The following is a 20,953-nucleotide window of genomic DNA, read 5'->3' as shown; positions in this document are numbered from 1 at the left end:
ACCTGAACTTCACCCTGGACATGGGTAGATCACCTGGTTTCGGGTCTACAACCACATACTAAACGCCCTATTCAGACTCGCTTTCGCTACGGCTCCGTCTCTTCAACTTAACCTTGCATGGGATCGTAACTCGCCGGTTCATTCTACAAAAGGCACGCCATCACCCATTAACGGGCTCTGACTACTTGTAGGCACACGGTTTCAGGTTCTCTTTCACTCCCCTTCCGGGGTGCTTTTCACCTTTCCCTCACGGTACTGGTTCACTATCGGTCACTAGGGAGTATTTAGCCTTGGGAGATGGTCCTCCCAGCTTCCGACGGAATTTCACGTGTTCCGCCGTACTCAGGATCCACTCAAGAGGGAACGAAGTTTCAACTACAGGGTTGTTACCTTCTTTGACGGGCCTTTCCAGACCTCTTCATTTACCTCGTTCCTTTGTAACTCCGTATAGAGTGTCCTACAACCCCAAGAGGCAAGCCTCTTGGTTTGGGCTAATTCCGTTTCGCTCGCCGCTACTCAGGAAATCGCATTTGCTTTCTCTTCCTCCGGGTACTTAGATGTTTCAGTTCCCCGGGTCTGCCTTCAATATCCTATGTATTCAGATAAAGATACTGCTCCATTACGAACAGTGGGTTTCCCCATTCGGAAATCTCCGGATCAAAGCTTACTTACAGCTCCCCGAAGCATATCGGTGTTAGTCCCGTCCTTCATCGGCTCCTAGTGCCAAGGCATTCACCGTGCGCCCTTTCTAACTTAACCATTAGCGAATAAATGGTGCAACTTGCGTTGCGTTATTTATTGGTTTGATTAAAGAAAAGTTTCACTTTTCCTCAGCTATTACTGTTATCTAGTTTTCAAAGAACAATCGCACTCAAAATTCTTCTTATTAGATAAGAAGAAAGTGATGTACTTTCTATTAAATGAGAGATTGAACTCTCAAAACTGAACAAAGCTTCAAAACGTACGTCTTGTAAAAATCCTTAGAAAGGAGGTGATCCAGCCGCACCTTCCGATACGGCTACCTTGTTACGACTTCACCCCAATCATCTGTCCCACCTTAGGCAGCTGGCTCCATAAAGGTTACCCCACCGACTTCGGGTGTTACAAACTCTCGTGGTGTGACGGGCGGTGTGTACAAGGCCCGGGAACGTATTCACCGCGGCATGCTGATCCGCGATTACTAGCGATTCCAGCTTCATGTAGGCGAGTTGCAGCCTACAATCCGAACTGAGAATGGTTTTATGGGATTGGCTTGACCTCGCGGTCTTGCAGCCCTTTGTACCATCCATTGTAGCACGTGTGTAGCCCAGGTCATAAGGGGCATGATGATTTGACGTCATCCCCACCTTCCTCCGGTTTGTCACCGGCAGTCACCTTAGAGTGCCCAACTAAATGCTGGCAACTAAGATCAAGGGTTGCGCTCGTTGCGGGACTTAACCCAACATCTCACGACACGAGCTGACGACAACCATGCACCACCTGTCACTCTGTCCCCCGAAGGGGAACGCTCTATCTCTAGAGTTGTCAGAGGATGTCAAGACCTGGTAAGGTTCTTCGCGTTGCTTCGAATTAAACCACATGCTCCACCGCTTGTGCGGGCCCCCGTCAATTCCTTTGAGTTTCAGTCTTGCGACCGTACTCCCCAGGCGGAGTGCTTAATGCGTTAGCTGCAGCACTAAAGGGCGGAAACCCTCTAACACTTAGCACTCATCGTTTACGGCGTGGACTACCAGGGTATCTAATCCTGTTTGCTCCCCACGCTTTCGCGCCTCAGCGTCAGTTACAGACCAAAAAGCCGCCTTCGCCACTGGTGTTCCTCCACATCTCTACGCATTTCACCGCTACACGTGGAATTCCGCTTTTCTCTTCTGCACTCAAGTTCCCCAGTTTCCAATGACCCTCCACGGTTGAGCCGTGGGCTTTCACATCAGACTTAAGAAACCGCCTGCGCGCGCTTTACGCCCAATAATTCCGGATAACGCTTGCCACCTACGTATTACCGCGGCTGCTGGCACGTAGTTAGCCGTGGCTTTCTGGTTAGGTACCGTCAAGGTACAAGCAGTTACTCTTATACTTGTTCTTCCCTAACAACAGAGTTTTACGACCCGAAAGCCTTCATCACTCACGCGGCGTTGCTCCGTCAGACTTTCGTCCATTGCGGAAGATTCCCTACTGCTGCCTCCCGTAGGAGTCTGGGCCGTGTCTCAGTCCCAGTGTGGCCGATCACCCTCTCAGGTCGGCTATGCATCGTTGCCTTGGTGAGCCGTTACCTCACCAACTAGCTAATGCACCGCGGGCCCATCTGTAAGTGATAGCCGAAACCATCTTTCAATTTTCTCTTATGCAAGAAAAAATGTTATCCGGTATTAGCTCCGGTTTCCCGGAGTTATCCCAGTCTTACAGGCAGGTTGCCCACGTGTTACTCACCCGTCCGCCGCTAACGTCATAGAAGCAAGCTTCTAATCAGTTCGCTCGACTTGCATGTATTAGGCACGCCGCCAGCGTTCATCCTGAGCCAGGATCAAACTCTCCGAAGAAATGTTTGACTTGCTCATAAAAGTTTAAAAAAATTAACGTTGACGTTTGTCGCTTTGTTCAGTTTTCAAAGTTCAACCGCCGCTCTTAGGCGACTTTATTATCATACCAAGTTTTTCACTTGGTGTCAAATACTTTTTGAAAGAAAAAGAGAAATCTTTTTCAGCCTGGCAACGTCCTACTCTCACAGGGACAAAGTCCCAACTACCATCGGCGCTAGAGAACTTAACTTCCGTGTTCGGCATGGGAACGGGTGTGACCTCTCTGCTATCGCCACCAGACATGTTTTGAGATTATTCTCTCAAAACTAGATAACATTTCGCTGAGTACTTCGTGTACTATCATTTTGGTTAAGTCCTCGATCGATTAGTATCAGTCAGCTACACACGTCGCCGTGCTTCCACCTCTGACCTATCAACCTGATCATCTTTCAGGGATCTTACTAGCTTGCGCTATGGGAAATCTCATCTTGAGGGGGGCTTCATGCTTAGATGCTTTCAGCACTTATCCCGTCCACACATAGCTACCCAGCGATGCCTTTGGCAAGACAACTGGTACACCAGCGGTGTGTCCATCCCGGTCCTCTCGTACTAAGGACAGCTCCTCTCAAATTTCCTACGCCCACGACGGATAGGGACCGAACTGTCTCACGACGTTCTGAACCCAGCTCGCGTACCGCTTTAATGGGCGAACAGCCCAACCCTTGGGACCGACTACAGCCCCAGGATGCGATGAGCCGACATCGAGGTGCCAAACCTCCCCGTCGATGTGGACTCTTGGGGGAGATAAGCCTGTTATCCCCGGGGTAGCTTTTATCCGTTGAGCGATGGCCCTTCCATGCGGAACCACCGGATCACTAAGCCCGACTTTCGTCCCTGCTCGACTTGTAGGTCTCGCAGTCAAGCTCCCTTGTGCCTTTACACTCTACGAATGATTTCCAACCATTCTGAGGGAACCTTTGGGCGCCTCCGTTACTCTTTAGGAGGCGACCGCCCCAGTCAAACTGCCCACCTGACACTGTCTCCCAGCCCGATCAGGGCTGTGGGTTAGAATTTCAATACAACCAGGGTAGTATCCCACCGACGCCTCCACCGAAGCTAGCGCTCCGGCTTCTCAGGCTCCTACCTATCCTGTACAAGCTGTACCAAAATTCAATATCAGGCTACAGTAAAGCTCCACGGGGTCTTTCCGTCCTGTCGCGGGTAACCTGCATCTTCACAGGTACTATAATTTCACCGAGTCTCTCGTTGAGACAGTGCCCAGATCGTTACGCCTTTCGTGCGGGTCGGAACTTACCCGACAAGGAATTTCGCTACCTTAGGACCGTTATAGTTACGGCCGCCGTTTACTGGGGCTTCGATTCAGAGCTTCTCCCAAAGGATAACCCCTCCTCTTAACCTTCCAGCACCGGGCAGGCGTCAGCCCCTATACTTCGCCTTGCGGCTTCGCAGAGACCTGTGTTTTTGCTAAACAGTCGCCTGGGCCTATTCACTGCGGCTCTCTCGGGCTATACACCCTACCAGAGCACCCCTTCTCCCGAAGTTACGGGGTCATTTTGCCGAGTTCCTTAACGAGAGTTCTCTCGATCACCTTAGGATTCTCTCCTCGCCTACCTGTGTCGGTTTGCGGTACGGGCACCTCCCGCCTCGCTAGAGGCTTTTCTTGGCAGTGTGGAATCAAGAACTTCGGTACTATATTTCCCTCGTCATCACAGCTCAGCCTTATGATGAGCGGATTTGCCTACTCATCAGCCTAACTGCTTGAACGCGCATATCCAGCAGCGCGCTTACTCTATCCTCCTGCGTCCCCCCATTACTCAAACGGCGGGGAGGTGGTACAGGAATATCAACCTGTTGGCCATCGCCTACGCTTTTCAGCCTCGGCTTAGGTCCCGACTAACCCTGAGCGGACGAGCCTTCCTCAGGAAACCTTAGGCATTCGGTGGACAAGATTCTCACTTGTCTTTCGCTACTCATACCGGCATTCTCACTTCTAAGCGCTCCACCAGTCCTTACGGTCTAGCTTCGCAGCACTTAGAACGCTCTCCTACCACTGACATCTTAGATGTCAATCCACAGCTTCGGTGATACGTTTAGCCCCGGTACATTTTCGGCGCAGAGTCACTCGACCAGTGAGCTATTACGCACTCTTTAAATGGTGGCTGCTTCTAAGCCAACATCCTGGTTGTCTAAGCAACTCCACATCCTTTTCCACTTAACGTATACTTGGGGACCTTAGCTGGTGGTCTGGGCTGTTTCCCTTTTGACTACGGATCTTATCACTCGCAGTCTGACTCCCACGGATAAGTCTTTGGCATTCGGAGTTTGACTGAATTCGGTAACCCGTTGGGGGCCCCTAGTCCAATCAGTGCTCTACCTCCAAGACTCTCACAACGTGAGGCTAGCCCTAAAGCTATTTCGGAGAGAACCAGCTATCTCCAGGTTCGATTGGAATTTCTCCGCTACCCACACCTCATCCCCGCACTTTTCAACGTGCGTGGGTTCGGGCCTCCATTCAGTGTTACCTGAACTTCACCCTGGACATGGGTAGATCACCTGGTTTCGGGTCTACAACCACATACTAAACGCCCTATTCAGACTCGCTTTCGCTACGGCTCCGTCTCTTCAACTTAACCTTGCATGGGATCGTAACTCGCCGGTTCATTCTACAAAAGGCACGCCATCACCCATTAACGGGCTCTGACTACTTGTAGGCACACGGTTTCAGGTTCTCTTTCACTCCCCTTCCGGGGTGCTTTTCACCTTTCCCTCACGGTACTGGTTCACTATCGGTCACTAGGGAGTATTTAGCCTTGGGAGATGGTCCTCCCAGCTTCCGACGGAATTTCACGTGTTCCGCCGTACTCAGGATCCACTCAAGAGGGAACGAAGTTTCAACTACAGGGTTGTTACCTTCTTTGACGGGCCTTTCCAGACCTCTTCATTTACCTCGTTCCTTTGTAACTCCGTATAGAGTGTCCTACAACCCCAAGAGGCAAGCCTCTTGGTTTGGGCTAATTCCGTTTCGCTCGCCGCTACTCAGGAAATCGCATTTGCTTTCTCTTCCTCCGGGTACTTAGATGTTTCAGTTCCCCGGGTCTGCCTTCAATATCCTATGTATTCAGATAAAGATACTGCTCCATTACGAACAGTGGGTTTCCCCATTCGGAAATCTCCGGATCAAAGCTTACTTACAGCTCCCCGAAGCATATCGGTGTTAGTCCCGTCCTTCATCGGCTCCTAGTGCCAAGGCATTCACCGTGCGCCCTTTCTAACTTAACCATTAGCGAATAAATGGTGCAACTTGCGTTGCGTTATTTATTGGTTTGATTAAAGAAAAGTTTCACTTTTCCTCAGCTATTACTGTTATCTAGTTTTCAAAGAACAATCGCACTCAAAATTCTTCTTATTAGATAAGAAGAAAGTGATGTACTTTCTATTAAATGAGAGATTGAACTCTCAAAACTGAACAAAGCTTCAAAACGTACGTCTTGTAAAAATCCTTAGAAAGGAGGTGATCCAGCCGCACCTTCCGATACGGCTACCTTGTTACGACTTCACCCCAATCATCTGTCCCACCTTAGGCGGCTGGCTCCATAAAGGTTACCCCACCGACTTCGGGTGTTACAAACTCTCGTGGTGTGACGGGCGGTGTGTACAAGGCCCGGGAACGTATTCACCGCGGCATGCTGATCCGCGATTACTAGCGATTCCAGCTTCATGTAGGCGAGTTGCAGCCTACAATCCGAACTGAGAATGGTTTTATGGGATTGGCTTGACCTCGCGGTCTTGCAGCCCTTTGTACCATCCATTGTAGCACGTGTGTAGCCCAGGTCATAAGGGGCATGATGATTTGACGTCATCCCCACCTTCCTCCGGTTTGTCACCGGCAGTCACCTTAGAGTGCCCAACTAAATGCTGGCAACTAAGATCAAGGGTTGCGCTCGTTGCGGGACTTAACCCAACATCTCACGACACGAGCTGACGACAACCATGCACCACCTGTCACTCTGTCCCCCGAAGGGGAACGCTCTATCTCTAGAGTTGTCAGAGGATGTCAAGACCTGGTAAGGTTCTTCGCGTTGCTTCGAATTAAACCACATGCTCCACCGCTTGTGCGGGCCCCCGTCAATTCCTTTGAGTTTCAGTCTTGCGACCGTACTCCCCAGGCGGAGTGCTTAATGCGTTAGCTGCAGCACTAAAGGGCGGAAACCCTCTAACACTTAGCACTCATCGTTTACGGCGTGGACTACCAGGGTATCTAATCCTGTTTGCTCCCCACGCTTTCGCGCCTCAGCGTCAGTTACAGACCAAAAAGCCGCCTTCGCCACTGGTGTTCCTCCACATCTCTACGCATTTCACCGCTACACGTGGAATTCCGCTTTTCTCTTCTGCACTCAAGTTCCCCAGTTTCCAATGACCCTCCACGGTTGAGCCGTGGGCTTTCACATCAGACTTAAGAAACCGCCTGCGCGCGCTTTACGCCCAATAATTCCGGATAACGCTTGCCACCTACGTATTACCGCGGCTGCTGGCACGTAGTTAGCCGTGGCTTTCTGGTTAGGTACCGTCAAGGTACAAGCAGTTACTCTTGTACTTGTTCTTCCCTAACAACAGAGTTTTACGACCCGAAAGCCTTCATCACTCACGCGGCGTTGCTCCGTCAGACTTTCGTCCATTGCGGAAGATTCCCTACTGCTGCCTCCCGTAGGAGTCTGGGCCGTGTCTCAGTCCCAGTGTGGCCGATCACCCTCTCAGGTCGGCTATGCATCGTTGCCTTGGTGAGCCGTTACCTCACCAACTAGCTAATGCACCGCGGGCCCATCTGTAAGTGATAGCCGAAACCATCTTTCAATTTTCTCTTATGCAAGAAAAAATGTTATCCGGTATTAGCTCCGGTTTCCCGGAGTTATCCCAGTCTTACAGGCAGGTTGCCCACGTGTTACTCACCCGTCCGCCGCTAACGTCATAGAAGCAAGCTTCTAATCAGTTCGCTCGACTTGCATGTATTAGGCACGCCGCCAGCGTTCATCCTGAGCCAGGATCAAACTCTCCGAAGAAATGTTTGACTTGCTCATAAAAGTTTAAAAAAATTAACGTTGACGTTTGTCGCTTTGTTCAGTTTTCAAAGTTCATTTTCTCTTGAAACAACTTTACTAATATATCATTCCGAGTTTTAAAAGTCAACAACTTTTTTCTAAACTCTTTTTTCAAACTTCAAGTTTTTCTCAATCGCTCCTTGGCGACATATAATAATTTACCATGATAATTATGAAGAGTCAATTGTTTTTTTAAAAAAACTTTTACTTTTTTAAAAAGCTTTTATTTACTCAATTCGATCATTTAACTTTCTCAATGATATGCACTTATTTTATAACTGTTATTCAAGCAAAGTCCAGTAACCTGCTCAAAATAAAAAGGCAGCTACTTTAGCTGCCTCTTCTTCTACTATTCTTTAATTATTTTATTCTGCTAAGAAAATAAAATATAGAACGAAGATTACGAATAACCCATACATAATCGGATGAATCTCTTTCCTTCTACCTTTACAGATCATCGTGATTGGATAAAAGATAAAACCGATCGCGATACCTGTAGAGATACTATATGTTAAAGGCATCATGATAATCGTTAAGAAAGCTGGTACCGCTACTTCAAATTGATCCCACTTAATCTTCCCTAGGCTTGCTACCATTAGTGCACCCACAATAATAAGAGCTGGTGCTGTTACCGCTGAAGTTACTACAGAAAGTAAAGGTGAAAAGAAAATAGCAATTAAAAAGAAAAATGCAGTTACAACTGAAGTAAACCCTGATCGCCCACCTGCTGCAACACCCGCTGTTGATTCAACATACGATGTTGTTGTAGATGTTCCTAAAACCGCACCCGCTACTGTCGCTGTAGAGTCTGCTAAAAGCGCTCTTCCTGCACGAGGTAATTTATTATCCTTCATTAGTCCAGCTTGAGTTGCAACAGCAACCAAAGTACCTGCTGTATCAAAGAAATCTACAAATAAGAAAGTTAAGATAACAACTAGCATTTGAAGCGTAAACACTTCACCGAAGTTTTCAAAAGCAGCACCAAATGTCGGAGCTAAGCTAGGAGCCGGGCCGACAACACTTGTTGGTAAATCAACTAACCCTACAACCATACCAGCGATAGCTGTAATAACCATTCCTATAAAGATTCCAGCATTGACGCGTAAAACCATTAAGATAACTGTTATAATAACACCAAAAATAGCAAGTAATGTACTACCATTTGTTAAATCACCTAAACCAACTAGTAGATCTGGATTGTCTACAATAATATTAGCGTTTTGCAATCCAACAAATGTAATGAAAAGACCAATCCCAGCACCAACTGCTAGTTTTAACTCTGCTGGAATAGCATTAATGATTGTTTCACGTATACCAGATAAAGATAATAAGATGAAAATTAACCCCGATACCATAACACCAGATAAAGCCGTTTGCCACGGAATACCCATTGTTAATACAACGTTATAAGCAAAGAAAGCATTCAAACCCATTCCAGGCGCAAGCGCAATTGGGTATTTAGCGATTACTCCCATAATGAGTGAACCAAGCGCTGCAGCTAAAGCAGTAGCTGTAAATACCGCACCTTGGTCCATACGCATGCTATCTGGTAAATCTGGTACGCTGCTCAATGATAGCATCGCTGGATTAACGAATAAGATATACGCCATGGATAAAAAAGTTGTTAATCCTGCAATAGTTTCCCTTCTATAATTTGTTCCTAACTCATCAAAACGAAAGTACTTCTTCATACTTGTTCCTCCCCACCATTGGAAGTCGCTGTCTCATGGGTAATATAAAAAACGCCTTATACAATTAATAATGTAAAGGCGTTAACTACGTAAATATATACGGAATGATACTATCTACTCTTCTCTTTTTATCTAATAGATAGAATAAATCGTTTGTATATACAGAGTTGCTCGTAGTCAAGCCATTTACGGTAGCTCGGTAGAAACTTTCGGGCCATATTCCCAAGATTATACGACATTTCTTAATATGTTTAGTTCTTTTATGCTAGTATATTACCACTTAATAATGAATTAAGTCAACAAAAAACGAACATTCTTACAAAAAGAATGTTCGTTTGTTCGGTTTCCTTACATATTATTCCCATTCGATTGTTGCAGGTGGCTTACTTGTAATGTCATACACAACGCGGTTAATGTGTTTAACTTCGTTTACGATACGAACTGAGATCTTCTCAAGCACATCCCAAGGAATACGAGCCCAATCAGAAGTCATCCCATCGATTGAAGTTACGGCACGAATACCGATTGTATAATCATACGTACGAGCATCCCCCATTACACCAACACTACGGATATCAGGAAGAACTGTGAAGTACTGCCAGATATCACGCTCTAAACCTGATTTTGCGATTTCATCACGTAAAATGTAATCAGATTCTCGAACGATTTCAAGCTTTTCTTCTGTTACTTCACCAAGCACACGAATTCCTAGCCCTGGACCTGGGAATGGTTGGCGCCATACAATATTGTCAGGAATACCCAATTCAGTACCTAATGCACGCACTTCATCTTTAAATAGTGTATTTAAAGGTTCAATTAACTCAAACTCCATATCTTCTGGTAATCCACCTACGTTATGGTGAGATTTAATTGTTTGAGCAGTTGCTGTACCACTTTCAATAATATCTGTGTATAGTGTACCTTGAGCTAAAAATTCAAAACCTTGTAGTTTAGTTGCTTCATCGTCAAATACATAGATAAACTCGTTCCCAATAATTTTACGCTTTTGCTCTGGGTCAGATACACCTTTTAATTTGTTCAGGAAGCGGTCTTTTGCATCAATTTTAATAACGTTCATATTAAACCCTTCGCTGAACGTCTCCATTACGCTTTCCGCTTCACCTTTACGTAATAAACCATGATCTACGAACATACAAGTTAATTGGTCACCGATTGCTTTATGAATTAATACGGCTACTACAGAAGAATCTACGCCGCCACTTAATGCACATAATACTTTTTTATCTCCAACAACTCGGCGAATTTTTTCTAATTCAACTTCAATAAAGTTTTCAATAGACCAGTTAGCTTCAGCATGACAAACTTCAAATACAAAGTTCTTTAACAGATCATTTCCGTATACTGAATGGCGAACTTCTGGATGGAATTGAACTCCGTACATATTTTTATCTTTATTGCTCATACCAGCAATTGGGCAAGATGCACTTGTCGCATCCACTTCAAATCCAGGCGGTGTTTCTACAACTAAGTCGCCGTGGCTCATCCATACCACTTGCTCTTTCGGTAGCTCATGATACATTAATGAATCATTTTGTACGTGAATCGATGCTTTACCATACTCACGATGATCTGCACCCGCTACTTTACCACCAAAATGATGAGTCATAAGCTGCATACCGTAACAAATACCCAGTACAGGAATTCCTAATTCGAAAATATTTTCGTCACAGTGAAATGCACTTTCACCATACACACTATTTGGACCACCAGAGAAAATAATCCCTTTAGGATTTAACGCTTTAATTTCTTCTGCTGTAATTGTGTGTGGATGTAATTCACTATATACGCCAAACTCACGAATACGACGCGTAATGAGTTGGTTATACTGACTTCCAAAATCTAATACAACAATCATGCCTTCCATCTCGCTCACCTCTCCGAATGTGTAAATAATCACTTGCTATTATGCCCCAAAATATAAAAAAAACCAGACTTTCCCCTTTGATATAAAGGCAGAAAGTCTAGTTGAACACAAAGCTATGATCAAAAAGAATATCCTGCCTTCATAGTCAGGCCATTTAAGGTGACCCGGTAGAGACTCTCGAACCATATTATCGAGGATATATGAAGGTATACGTAACACTATAGTAAGTTCGTGAATATTCTATCAATCAAGCTGGAAATGGTCAAGAACCTGTCGTTTTAATTAAATTTTCCCACAATTCTACTGATTGACTCCAAGATTCTACAGATGACTGCTGCTTATAAATAACTCTCTCATACTTTCTCGTTAATTCACTCATATCATTTGTATGAAGCTGATGATCTACTCGTAAAGCAAAATCCTTCAGCGTTTCATGTGAATCTCTTTTTAAACCTTTTCTTGCTAACATACTTATTAAGAAGAAATAGGCTTTTTCAAACGCTTTTTCATCCGAACGTTTGCGGTAGTATGGAACCATTACAAGTGGCAACCATTTATAACGTGTCATGTATAACAATATGAATGAAAAGGGAATGAGAAGCAATAACCACCATAAGGAGATTGCAGCATCTGAAGGTTCCACTTTCTCATCATCTGCTACTTGTTTTTCTTCAGGTTTCTGCTCTTCTTGTACCGGCTCTTCCACTTCTGGTTCAGTAGCTTCTTCTATCTCTTCCTCTTCTGTACCTTGATTATTCCCTTCCACTTGAGGTTCATCAAATTCATAAGGGTTTGAGAATGTCTTAGTTGGTTCAAACGGAACCCAACCTGTTCCTGGGAAATAAACCTCGACCCATGAATGTGCATTGTTTTGCGTCACTTCATATACAGGCGTTTCTGCACTAGCGCTAATTTGTTCGCCTTCGGTATAGCCTTTCACCCAGCGCGCTGGAATATCAAGTGTTCTAAGTAGGACAACCATGGATGAAGAAAAATTATCACAGTATCCTCTAAGCGTCTCAAACAGGAATTGATCTACGTAGTCTTCTCCTTCACCAGGAATAGCTACATCGTTTGTATCATATACAAAACCATTAGCTTGAAAGTACTTCTCTACTGCTTTTACTTTATCATAGCGAGTAGCTTCCTCAGCTGTAATCTCTTGAGCAAGCTGCCCAACTCGATTAGGTAATGATTCTGGGAGCTGAGTGTACCTGTTTTGAAACGAAGAATTCTGTTCAATAGAAACTCCATTTCGATCACTATTTTGTAGCTGTTCAATATTAAAAGTAGGATATGCATATGTCATTTCATATGATTTCGCTTCGGTCACGCGACCTTGATTGTAAGGAAATAACTTTTCATTCGCTGGCGTAATTTGCGGTTGCAGTACATCATTAAGAGAAATACTCTTCAATTCTGGAACATGCATTAAATGAATAGTTGGTTGTTCAAACTTAATGGACGCTGTGTATGATTCTTTTTCTACACTTGCACCATATTGAGGAAGTACGTTCTCATTTCCTTCTAACGGTCGACTCGCAGCATTATAAGACGTTTCCCAGCCTTTTCCCGTATAGACGTCTTTTGTTTCAATCCGCCAATAATGCTCTTTCTCTGTTTGAGCAGTAAATACAACCGTATCATCTGCGGTAAAGGCACCGCCGAGCTGAGAATCATCAGTATCGTAACCAATCCGCTGGTTATTTGATGCGCCTTCACCACTGTTTTGTGTGTAAGCTGTTAAGAACGGAACAGGGTCAGGCCATTTCGGAGCTGATTTTGGTGCAATATAAGCAACACCAACTGCTATAAGTAGAACACCTAGTAGCAAAAAGAAAGACCTTGCTCTATTTTCAACGTGGGAAAGCTTTTGTTTGGTTCTTCCATCTATGTGTAATCGCAAAAAGCCTAATAATAAGAAGCCAATGGCTACAACTCGAACAATAGCAAACGTAGCGTCATACTCAGAAAACGTATCAAGCACTGTAACGTAAACAATTGTTAATAAAAAGAAGAAAAAAATCTTTTGCTGATAAAAAATCCAGTAGCGAATTAAGTAAGCCATAATCCATAACAAGATAAAAAACAGACATGTTCTCATCTCAACTGACAAATTGGGAATTTGCCAGCCGATAATACGGCCTATATCTATTGAAGTTTGGTCAACGAACGCACTAAACCATTCTGCTGATAAAAAGGGCGTTTGATAGTAAATGCGATTAACAGCATACAAAACAAACGCTGCGTTTATAACTGTCACAATAAAAAACGAGGTCTGCAGCATCAGTAAGAGAAAGGTAATACTAACAAAAAAGATAAAATACTGAATCTCACCTGTATCAGTCACCACGCTAAGTGGATGTAGCCATTCAATCAGCAATAAAAACGCGCCGACATAAAGTAATATGCTGCGAATACTTAGAGACTTCATTGCTTCTTCACCTCCCGGACACTACGGGGATTTGGAAATTGAATAAAGTGAACATCCCACCTTGGAATATTCACATAACCTCGTCCGTCTTGTTTGCTTTGTATAATAAAAAGCGTTACTTTTGTTTGTGGACTTACTTTAGCTTGAACCTCTTGAATTAATTCACTTGTCATCGAACTTGAAATAACAGTAACTGCATGAGATAAACCTTTTGGAATCGTTAGCTTTCCGTTTCGTATCGGCTGGACCCTAGCAAAGTAAGCAAGCCATCCTCTCTCATGCTGAGCTCCTCCATGCAATTCCTTTAAACGACTACTGCTTCCCCCATGGATAAATGAAGCTGGCTTATGCTGATTTAGATACGATAGAATCATTGAAGCCATGAAACCAGTCCGTTCCTCAAAGTCTGTAGGATCAACGCCATCAAAAATAAGAACCTCTTCCAAATCACTCATCTTCTCAAACTCTTTTGATATAAGCGTTCCTTTTCGGGCGGTCGCTTTCCAGTCAATAGTAGACAAGCGGTCTCCTTGTTCATACTCACGCACACCAGTAGCAAGCATCGTATTTTCAGCAATGGAACGCTTATAAAAGTGCTTTTCCCCCTCACTCCATTGGGAAGAGGTAGGTTTAACTTGTATTAAATGAGGATACATAATGAGCTGGTTTCTTGTCACAAAAACTTGCTGTCGATGAACAATGCCTAATAAATCACTCATTTCAATCGAGATTCCAGTAAGGTTATACTCACCTCTCTCTAAGGAGGGAATTTCAAACTCAATCACAATGTCTTTTTTCCACAGTGGGTATACTACCTTTCGCAAAGATAAATCAGCCTCTTTACATATATCTTCAACCGAAAGATTGTACAAAGGAAAAAATGAGTTTCGTTTAATATGAACTTTGTAATAAACCGATTCCTTTGCTTCGTACTGCGTACGCGTCATCACTCGCTCCACTTGCCAGCTTTTCATAGGATAGAACGCGATCACAATTCCATATAAACCAAAAGGCAGAAAGCTATAAAATAAAAACCAGCTTACAAATCCTCCTTGAAACATCGCATAAGCAAAAGTCGCTACTAATAAGACTACTAATAACAAAAAGCTTATGACTGGTTGCCTTTTAACACTTAGTTTAGCCATATAGCTTTTATCCTTTCACCGGCACAGGCGTACGCTTTATAATGCCTTCGATAATGGAGCCTTCCGTCACCCCTTCATATCTCGTCTCAGGTTGCAGTATAACACGGTGTGCGAACGCATGTTTCATTAAGTGTTGAACATCATCTGGAATACAATAATCTCTACCTTCAAGCAAAGCATACGCTTGAATTGCTTTCATTAACGCTACGGAACCACGCGGGCTTACGCCAAGGCTAATGGATTCATGAGTTCTCGTTTGGATAACCAAATCGACGATATAGTTTTTAATGACATCATCTACGTAAACATCCTTCACCATTTGCTGCATCGTACGCAGTTCTTCCACATTCATAACAGGCTGGACATCATCTATCGTTCGCTTTTGCTCAACTCCATTTAGAATAGCTAGCTCTTCTTGTTTCGTTGGGTATCCCATATTTAATTTAAATAAGAAACGGTCAAGCTGCGCTTCTGGTAATTGATACGTTCCTTCAAAATCAATTGGATTTTGCGTAGCCATCACAAAAAATGGAGATGGTAACTCTCTTGTTAACCCGTCTATGGTAACGTGCTGCTCAGCCATGGCTTCCAATAGTGCTGCTTGTGTTTTTGGTGAACTACGGTTGATTTCATCTGCTAATACAATATTCGTTAAAATTGGGCCTGGTTTAAAGTGAAACTCCATATCCTTTGGGCTATATACCGACATACCCGTTACGTCTGACGGCAACAAGTCTGGTGTGAATTGAATTCGCTTAAAATCAGCATTAATTGCCTTAGCCAACGTTTTGACAAACATCGTTTTCCCTACTCCTGGTACATCTTCTAATAGAACATGTCCTTCTGCAAGGAGTGCAACAATACTGAGCTTAGCTACATCTCGCTTTCCTATAACCACTTCGTCAATTGTATTTAAAAGCTGTTGAAGCTGAGTCTGCACCTTTTCTGCTGGTATCATGAAAGTCCTCCCTTAATGTATGTATACATACAAATTTGTCACAAATATAGTACTATTCTAGCAAATCAAGCAGTTTACTTAAAAGAAATAAGGTGAGTCTGATGCTTTATATTTTTACCAGTTTCGAAACAACCTCAAATAATTAGAAAATAAACATTTATCTTATTAGAAGCAAACCTTTGCCCTGCGTGATATAATTTTTATCAGTAAGCGATTCCAAGAATACTGCATTAGATTTCAGAAAAATAAGTCTTTTTTGAGGAGAAGAAGAAAAATGGCTTTAGATCAAGAGTCTTTAGTAACAAAAGAACAAACAATCTTTAATCATATAGGCAATAAAATTATATTAAGAGATAGAGAGATTGACATTATCGCTCGTTTAGAAGATCCGCTCATTCTCGTATTAGACAATGTGTTAAGCGATGAAGAGTGTGATGAACTAATTCAGCTATCTAAAGATAAAATGCAGCGCTCTAAAATTGGAGCTTCACGTGAAGTTAATAATATCCGTACAAGTAGCGGTATGTTTTTCGATGAAAGCGAGAATCCACTTGTACAGAAAATCGAAATGCGCACTTCCGAAATCACGTGCATTCCAACCGATCATGCTGAGGGTCTTCAAATTTTAAACTATTTACCAGATCAAGAATATCGAGCACACCACGATTACTTCGTCCCTACAAGCAAAGCCGCGAAGAACAATCGAATCAGCACGCTCGTTATGTACTTAAATGATGTAGAAGAAGGTGGCGAAACTTATTTTCCAAAGCTAAAATTTTCCGTTACGCCGAAAAAAGGTATGGCCGTATACTTTGAATACTTCTATACAAATCAAGAGCTTAACGACTTAACTCTTCATGGCGGTGCACCCGTTGTAAAAGGTGAAAAGTGGGTAGCAACGCAGTGGATGCGTAAGCAGAGAATTCGTTAATAGAAAAAGACCTCTTTCCTGTAAGGAAAGAGGTCTTTTTATTTCGGGAGCTGATATTACATCATGCCGCCCATTCATTTTCAAATATAAATGGAAGAATTGAGAAATATCAAGGTAAAAAATATCCTTAACGGAAATGAACTGATGCAGCTTCATAAGGAAATTGAAAATGAATTAGAAATGAAAATTACGGACCTCATAAAAAAATGCAAGAGCTGAAGGTGGATCCTCTTCAAATCGGGACACACACCCTTAGCCCCTTTTCCAAACCCATCAGCGAAAAGGTATGGTTAGCCGCTTGGGGGAAAATGAAAATAAAAGTTAATTATCAGCTTTATTTTGAGGCATTACAAAACACTAAAAATAATTATTAAATTATCATGAAAAGAGGTTGACCCCCTTGGCCAGAGTCAACCTTAGATTACCATTTAAAATTTACCTAATCGACTCTTGTCTTACTAAAGGATTCAACCCAGCAGTTTCCATATAACCTTTCCCCCAGTTATACATAGCATCGAGAATCGGCATCAAGCTTCTTCCTTGTTCAGTAAGGGAGTATTCTACTTTTGGAGGAACCACGGGATAGACTTTGCGTTTTACAATCAAATCTTCTTCCAGTTCTCGCAATTGATTAACTAGCATTCTCTGCGTGATCCCTGGCATAAGAGCTTTCAGTTCACCAAATCGCTTCGTTCCCTCTTTTCCTAGATGCCATAGTATAAGCATCTTCCATTTACCACCGATAACGGAAAGAGTTAATTCTTTTTCACAATTAAACATCTTATCCTGCATTCGTGACATTTCACTTCACCTCCATATTTATTATAACCAACAGTATGCTTTTTTCACTATATAAAATAAAAGTACACACTTGTAATATCCTTCCATACGTTATATATTAGCAGTGAATATATAATTCTAGTCTGCTGTTCAAGAAAGGCGTTAAAGAATGATGGAACAATTTAAAGCATTGATGGCAGATAAATATATAATCGTTTTCTTACTCATGTTTATTAGGGGATCTTATATGATTGGAAAAGTTAAACATATTTTCTTGATAGGAAGATGCATTACAAAAATAGAAGCAGAAGTTAAATAGGGAATTCATACCGTTTGAGATTCCCTATTTAATTTTTCTAAAAAACATATTCCCAAAAAAATTTTCTATCCTTTTAATAGTTATTTCGGAAACTAGTGAGATTTCTCAACACGAGCACTTAAAATGTCTTCTGTTGTAATTTCAAGTAATTTTTCCAGGAACCTTATTTTTCCTATTATATTTTCCTCCGTTTTAACGTTTTCCATTTTCTTATCAGCTATCAAATCATTAAGAACTTTTCTGAAAGCATTGCTTTTTATTAGCCACTCTCCAATCAGTTCCTTTGTTGCAGATCTTTCAAATTCATTTTTCACAGCAAATAAACTTTCTATTTCTGTTTCTACTATAGTAATAGCATTTAAATCAGAATTCATACGCATCTTAAAATATCTCTTTTCACTATTATAATAATTTTCATTTCTTAACCGAAAATACTCTACACCTATAGTGATTTCGTAAAAAGAAGCTGTCTCTGTAACATATTGAATGTCTTTCACTTCAACATTTTTCAATAGATCTAGATAAGTTTCTATACCATGCTGAGTATTTATCATTTTTGCATCCAATACATTCATGAACTTCACATCCTTTTCTATCATCATATTCCTTGTTTTCATTACTCTTTCACAAATAATGAGCTATTTTTCTTCACCTATTTTTATTGACTCTTTTTCCATTAAATGTGACAGATGTAATTCTGTTAGTTTTTTTCAACAACATGTCCACCAAATTCGTTTCTTAGTGCAGCTACCACTTTACCTGTAAAAGTATCGCTTTCTAATGAACGGTAACGCATCAAAAGAGACATTGCGATAACAGGAGTAGCTGCTTGTAAATCTAAAGCTGTTTCAACTGTCCATTTCCCTTCACCAGAAGAGTGCATAATCCCTTTAATTTCATCTAGCTTTGCATCTTTTGAAAATGCACGTTCAGTCAACTCCATGAGCCATGAACGAATAACTGAGCCGTTATTCCACACTCTAGCCACTTTTTCGTAGTCAAAATCGAACTTGCTTTTTTCTAATACCTCGAATCCTTCACCAATTGCTGCCATCATACCGTATTCAATTCCATTGTGAACCATTTTCAAGAAATGACCGCTCCCTGCTTTACCAGCATAGATAAATCCGTTTTCGACAGCTGTATCCTTGAAAATAGGTTCCACGATGCTCCAGGCTTCAGGGTCTCCACCAATCATATAACATGCTCCATTACGAGCACCTTCCATTCCACCAGAAGTACCGGCATCCATAAAGTGAATTCCTACTTCCTTTAGCTGGTTATATCGGCGAATGGACTCCTTATAGTGAGAATTTCCAGCTTCAATTACGATATCTCCAGTGCTCAACAATGGTGTCATTTCATCAATTACTGAATCTACCACAGCATGCGGAACCATAATCCATACAACTCTTGGTTTTTCTAATGATTCAACAAGTTCTTTTAAATCAGATGCACCTTGAGCACCGTATTTATTCATTTCTTCAACGGCACTTCCATTTACATCGAAAGCTACTACTTCGTGCTTGTTATCAATTAAATTTTGACCTAAGTTTAATCCCATTTTTCCTAAACCAATTAATCCGACTTTCATGTTCATTTCCTCCTTAATAATCTAAAAACATTCTTCATCTTTTATTACTACCACCATTTATATCCTTCATCTTCCAATAATCGGTAGGAAGCATCTGGTCCCATTGACCCTGATGGATATAATTGAAGGGGAACTGTATTTTCCTCAAAAGCCTCTAAGATAGGCTGTACCCATTTCCAAGACAACTCCACTTCTTTCCAATGTGCAAAGAATGTTGAGTCGCCACGCATTGCATCGTAAATTAAAAGCTCATACGCTTCAGGAACATCTGCTTGCTTAGCAGAAAAATCAACATTGACTGGTTCGATTTTCCCATTGTTTAATGGGTTTTTACTATTTAATTGTAATGAAACCCTTTCGTTTGGATTGATTTCAATCACTAAAAGATTTGGCGCAGTTTCTTCTTCTTGAGTCCTATACAAATCCTTTAAAGTATTTTTGAATTCAATCACAATTCGGGTGGATTTCTCTGTCATTCTTTTTCCTGTACGGATATAGAAAGGAACCCCTCTCCAAAAATTATCATCCACACATAGACGGACAGCCACAAATGTGTCATTTACAGAAGAAGGAGCAACTTCAGGTTCTCTTGTATACCCAACAACTGGTTTACCTTGGATTTCACCAGGACCATATTGACCTCGAATCACATGATTCACCACATCCTCTTTCTTTAATGGACGAAGTGATTCTATTACTTTTCTCTTTTCATTGCGGATCTCTTCTGCACTAATTTGTTTTGGCAGCTGCATTGCTGTCATCATCAACAATTGCAGCATATGATTTTGAAACATGTCGCGAATAGCCCCAGCTTGATCATAATAAGCAGCTCTCTCTTCAACCCCAACTGTTTCGCTTGCAGTAATTTGCACATTTGCAATGTATTGGTTGTTCCATAATGCTTGAAGCACTGGATTTGCAAATCCTAACGCTTCCAGGTTTTGTACCATCGGCTTTCCAAGATAGTGGTCGATGCGGAAAATTTCTTCTTCATCAAATGTTTTACTTAGTTTATCGTTTAATTCTTGAGCCGATTTTAAGTCATGTCCAAACGGCTTTTCGATAATTAGACGTTTCCAACCTTTAGTAGAACCAAGACCACTATCTTTAATGTTGAAAGCAATCACATTAAAAAACTCTGGAGCAACAGATAGGTAGAACATTCGATTTTCTGGAATATTCAATTCTTCTTCACGTTGTTTAACGAGTTCAAGTAATCCTTTATATCCTTCAGCCTTTATAGCATCTACATGGCTATACCGAAATGCACGGATAAACAATTCAAGGTTTGAATCATCATTTAGTGATCGTCTAGAAAATGTTTTTAAGGAATCTTCCACATGGTTTTGGAAATCAGTATCTGATAAATCTCCTCTGCCCACCCCAATAATTGAGATGGGAAAAGGTAATTTTTGATCCAAAAATAAATTATATAGAGCTGGGAAGATTTTTCTTTTTGCTAAGTCCCCTGTCGCCCCAAATAAGACAAATGTCATTGCCTCCATTTTACATACCTCCAAAATTAAAAATTCCACTTATTCCTTTCTTAAAAAACTACTATAACTCTTGATAGCCAATCCCTG

The 20,953-nt window shown here is 42.1% G+C and carries 10 protein-coding genes, 5 rRNA genes and 2 riboswitches (1 of these 17 cut by a window edge); of the genes, 1 reads left to right on the top strand and 14 read right to left on the bottom strand.

What is annotated here, in order from left to right; genetic code table 11:
* From LZP85_RS20670 to LZP85_RS20625, 10 genes are all read right to left on the bottom strand, one after another.
* A 23S ribosomal RNA gene (locus LZP85_RS20670) occupies positions 1-759 on the bottom strand (it extends 2,176 nt beyond the left edge of the window).
* Positions 760-984: 225 nt separating this feature from the next.
* A 16S ribosomal RNA gene (locus tag LZP85_RS20665) occupies positions 985-2,537 on the bottom strand.
* A gap of 163 nt (positions 2,538-2,700) precedes the next feature.
* Positions 2,701-2,816 (bottom strand): 5S ribosomal RNA (gene rrf / locus LZP85_RS20660).
* Between the two features lie 65 nt (positions 2,817-2,881).
* Positions 2,882-5,816 (bottom strand): 23S ribosomal RNA (locus tag LZP85_RS20655).
* Between the two features lie 225 nt (positions 5,817-6,041).
* Positions 6,042-7,594: ribosomal RNA gene (locus LZP85_RS20650) — 16S ribosomal RNA — on the bottom strand.
* The 16S, 23S and 5S rRNA genes sit together here, the layout of an rRNA operon.
* A gap of 404 nt (positions 7,595-7,998) precedes the next feature.
* Entirely contained in the window at positions 7,999-9,324 is a 1,326-nt protein-coding gene (locus tag LZP85_RS20645) for an NCS2 family permease (protein WP_234561912.1), read from the bottom strand.
* A gap of 154 nt (positions 9,325-9,478) precedes the next feature.
* A riboswitch (purine riboswitch) is annotated at positions 9,479-9,580 on the bottom strand.
* 99 nt (positions 9,581-9,679) lie between these two features.
* The gene (gene guaA / locus LZP85_RS20640) at positions 9,680-11,209 is read right to left on the bottom strand and encodes a glutamine-hydrolyzing GMP synthase (RefSeq protein ID WP_061786448.1); all 1,530 of its coding nucleotides are present in this window, start codon (positions 11,207-11,209) and stop codon (positions 9,680-9,682) included.
* Positions 11,210-11,331: 122 nt separating this feature from the next.
* Positions 11,332-11,433: riboswitch (purine riboswitch) on the bottom strand.
* 38 nt (positions 11,434-11,471) lie between these two features.
* Positions 11,472-13,643: a transglutaminase TgpA family protein gene (locus LZP85_RS20635; protein ID WP_206833820.1), complete on the bottom strand. Its 2,172-nt coding sequence runs from the start codon at positions 13,641-13,643 to the stop codon at positions 11,472-11,474.
* Complete coding sequence (locus LZP85_RS20630; RefSeq protein WP_206783187.1) at positions 13,640-14,788, bottom strand: DUF58 domain-containing protein; 1,149 nt, start codon at positions 14,786-14,788, stop codon at positions 13,640-13,642. The genes LZP85_RS20635 and LZP85_RS20630 overlap by 4 nt, the downstream gene beginning before the upstream one ends.
* A gap of 7 nt (positions 14,789-14,795) precedes the next feature.
* A complete protein-coding gene (locus tag LZP85_RS20625) occupies positions 14,796-15,746 on the bottom strand; it encodes an AAA family ATPase (protein WP_025908436.1) in 951 nt (316 codons plus the stop codon).
* A gap of 274 nt (positions 15,747-16,020) precedes the next feature.
* On the opposite strand from LZP85_RS20625, the gene LZP85_RS20620 reads away from it, so the two are divergent.
* Entirely contained in the window at positions 16,021-16,677 is a 657-nt protein-coding gene (locus LZP85_RS20620; RefSeq protein WP_206783186.1) for a 2OG-Fe(II) oxygenase, read from the top strand.
* A gap of 435 nt (positions 16,678-17,112) precedes the next feature.
* Here the strand turns inward: LZP85_RS20620 and LZP85_RS20615 are convergent, their stop codons facing one another.
* The 4 genes from LZP85_RS20615 to zwf all read right to left on the bottom strand — a co-directional run bounded on the left by LZP85_RS20615 (position 17,113) and on the right by zwf (position 20,875).
* Positions 17,113-17,478: a transcriptional activator HxlR gene (locus LZP85_RS20615; protein ID WP_119543668.1), complete on the bottom strand. Its 366-nt coding sequence runs from the start codon at positions 17,476-17,478 to the stop codon at positions 17,113-17,115.
* Between the two features lie 390 nt (positions 17,479-17,868).
* Positions 17,869-18,351, bottom strand: coding sequence for a hypothetical protein (locus LZP85_RS20610; RefSeq protein ID WP_119543671.1), 483 nt, complete (start codon positions 18,349-18,351; stop codon positions 17,869-17,871).
* Between the two features lie 125 nt (positions 18,352-18,476).
* Positions 18,477-19,370 (bottom strand): phosphogluconate dehydrogenase (NAD(+)-dependent, decarboxylating), encoded by an 894-nt coding sequence (gene gnd / locus LZP85_RS20605; RefSeq protein WP_061786130.1) that lies wholly within the window; start codon positions 19,368-19,370, stop codon positions 18,477-18,479.
* Between the two features lie 47 nt (positions 19,371-19,417).
* A complete protein-coding gene (gene zwf / locus LZP85_RS20600; protein ID WP_206783185.1) occupies positions 19,418-20,875 on the bottom strand; it encodes a glucose-6-phosphate dehydrogenase in 1,458 nt (485 codons plus the stop codon).
* Between the last annotated feature and the right edge of the window lie 78 nt (positions 20,876-20,953).

Origin of the sequence: Priestia flexa, assembly GCF_021441905.1 — a bacterium.
In the GTDB taxonomy this organism is placed as follows: Bacteria; Bacillota; Bacilli; order Bacillales; family Bacillaceae_H; genus Priestia; species Priestia flexa.
Note: the sequence above shows the minus strand (reverse complement) of the source record. Positions and strands in the feature narration are given on the sequence as shown.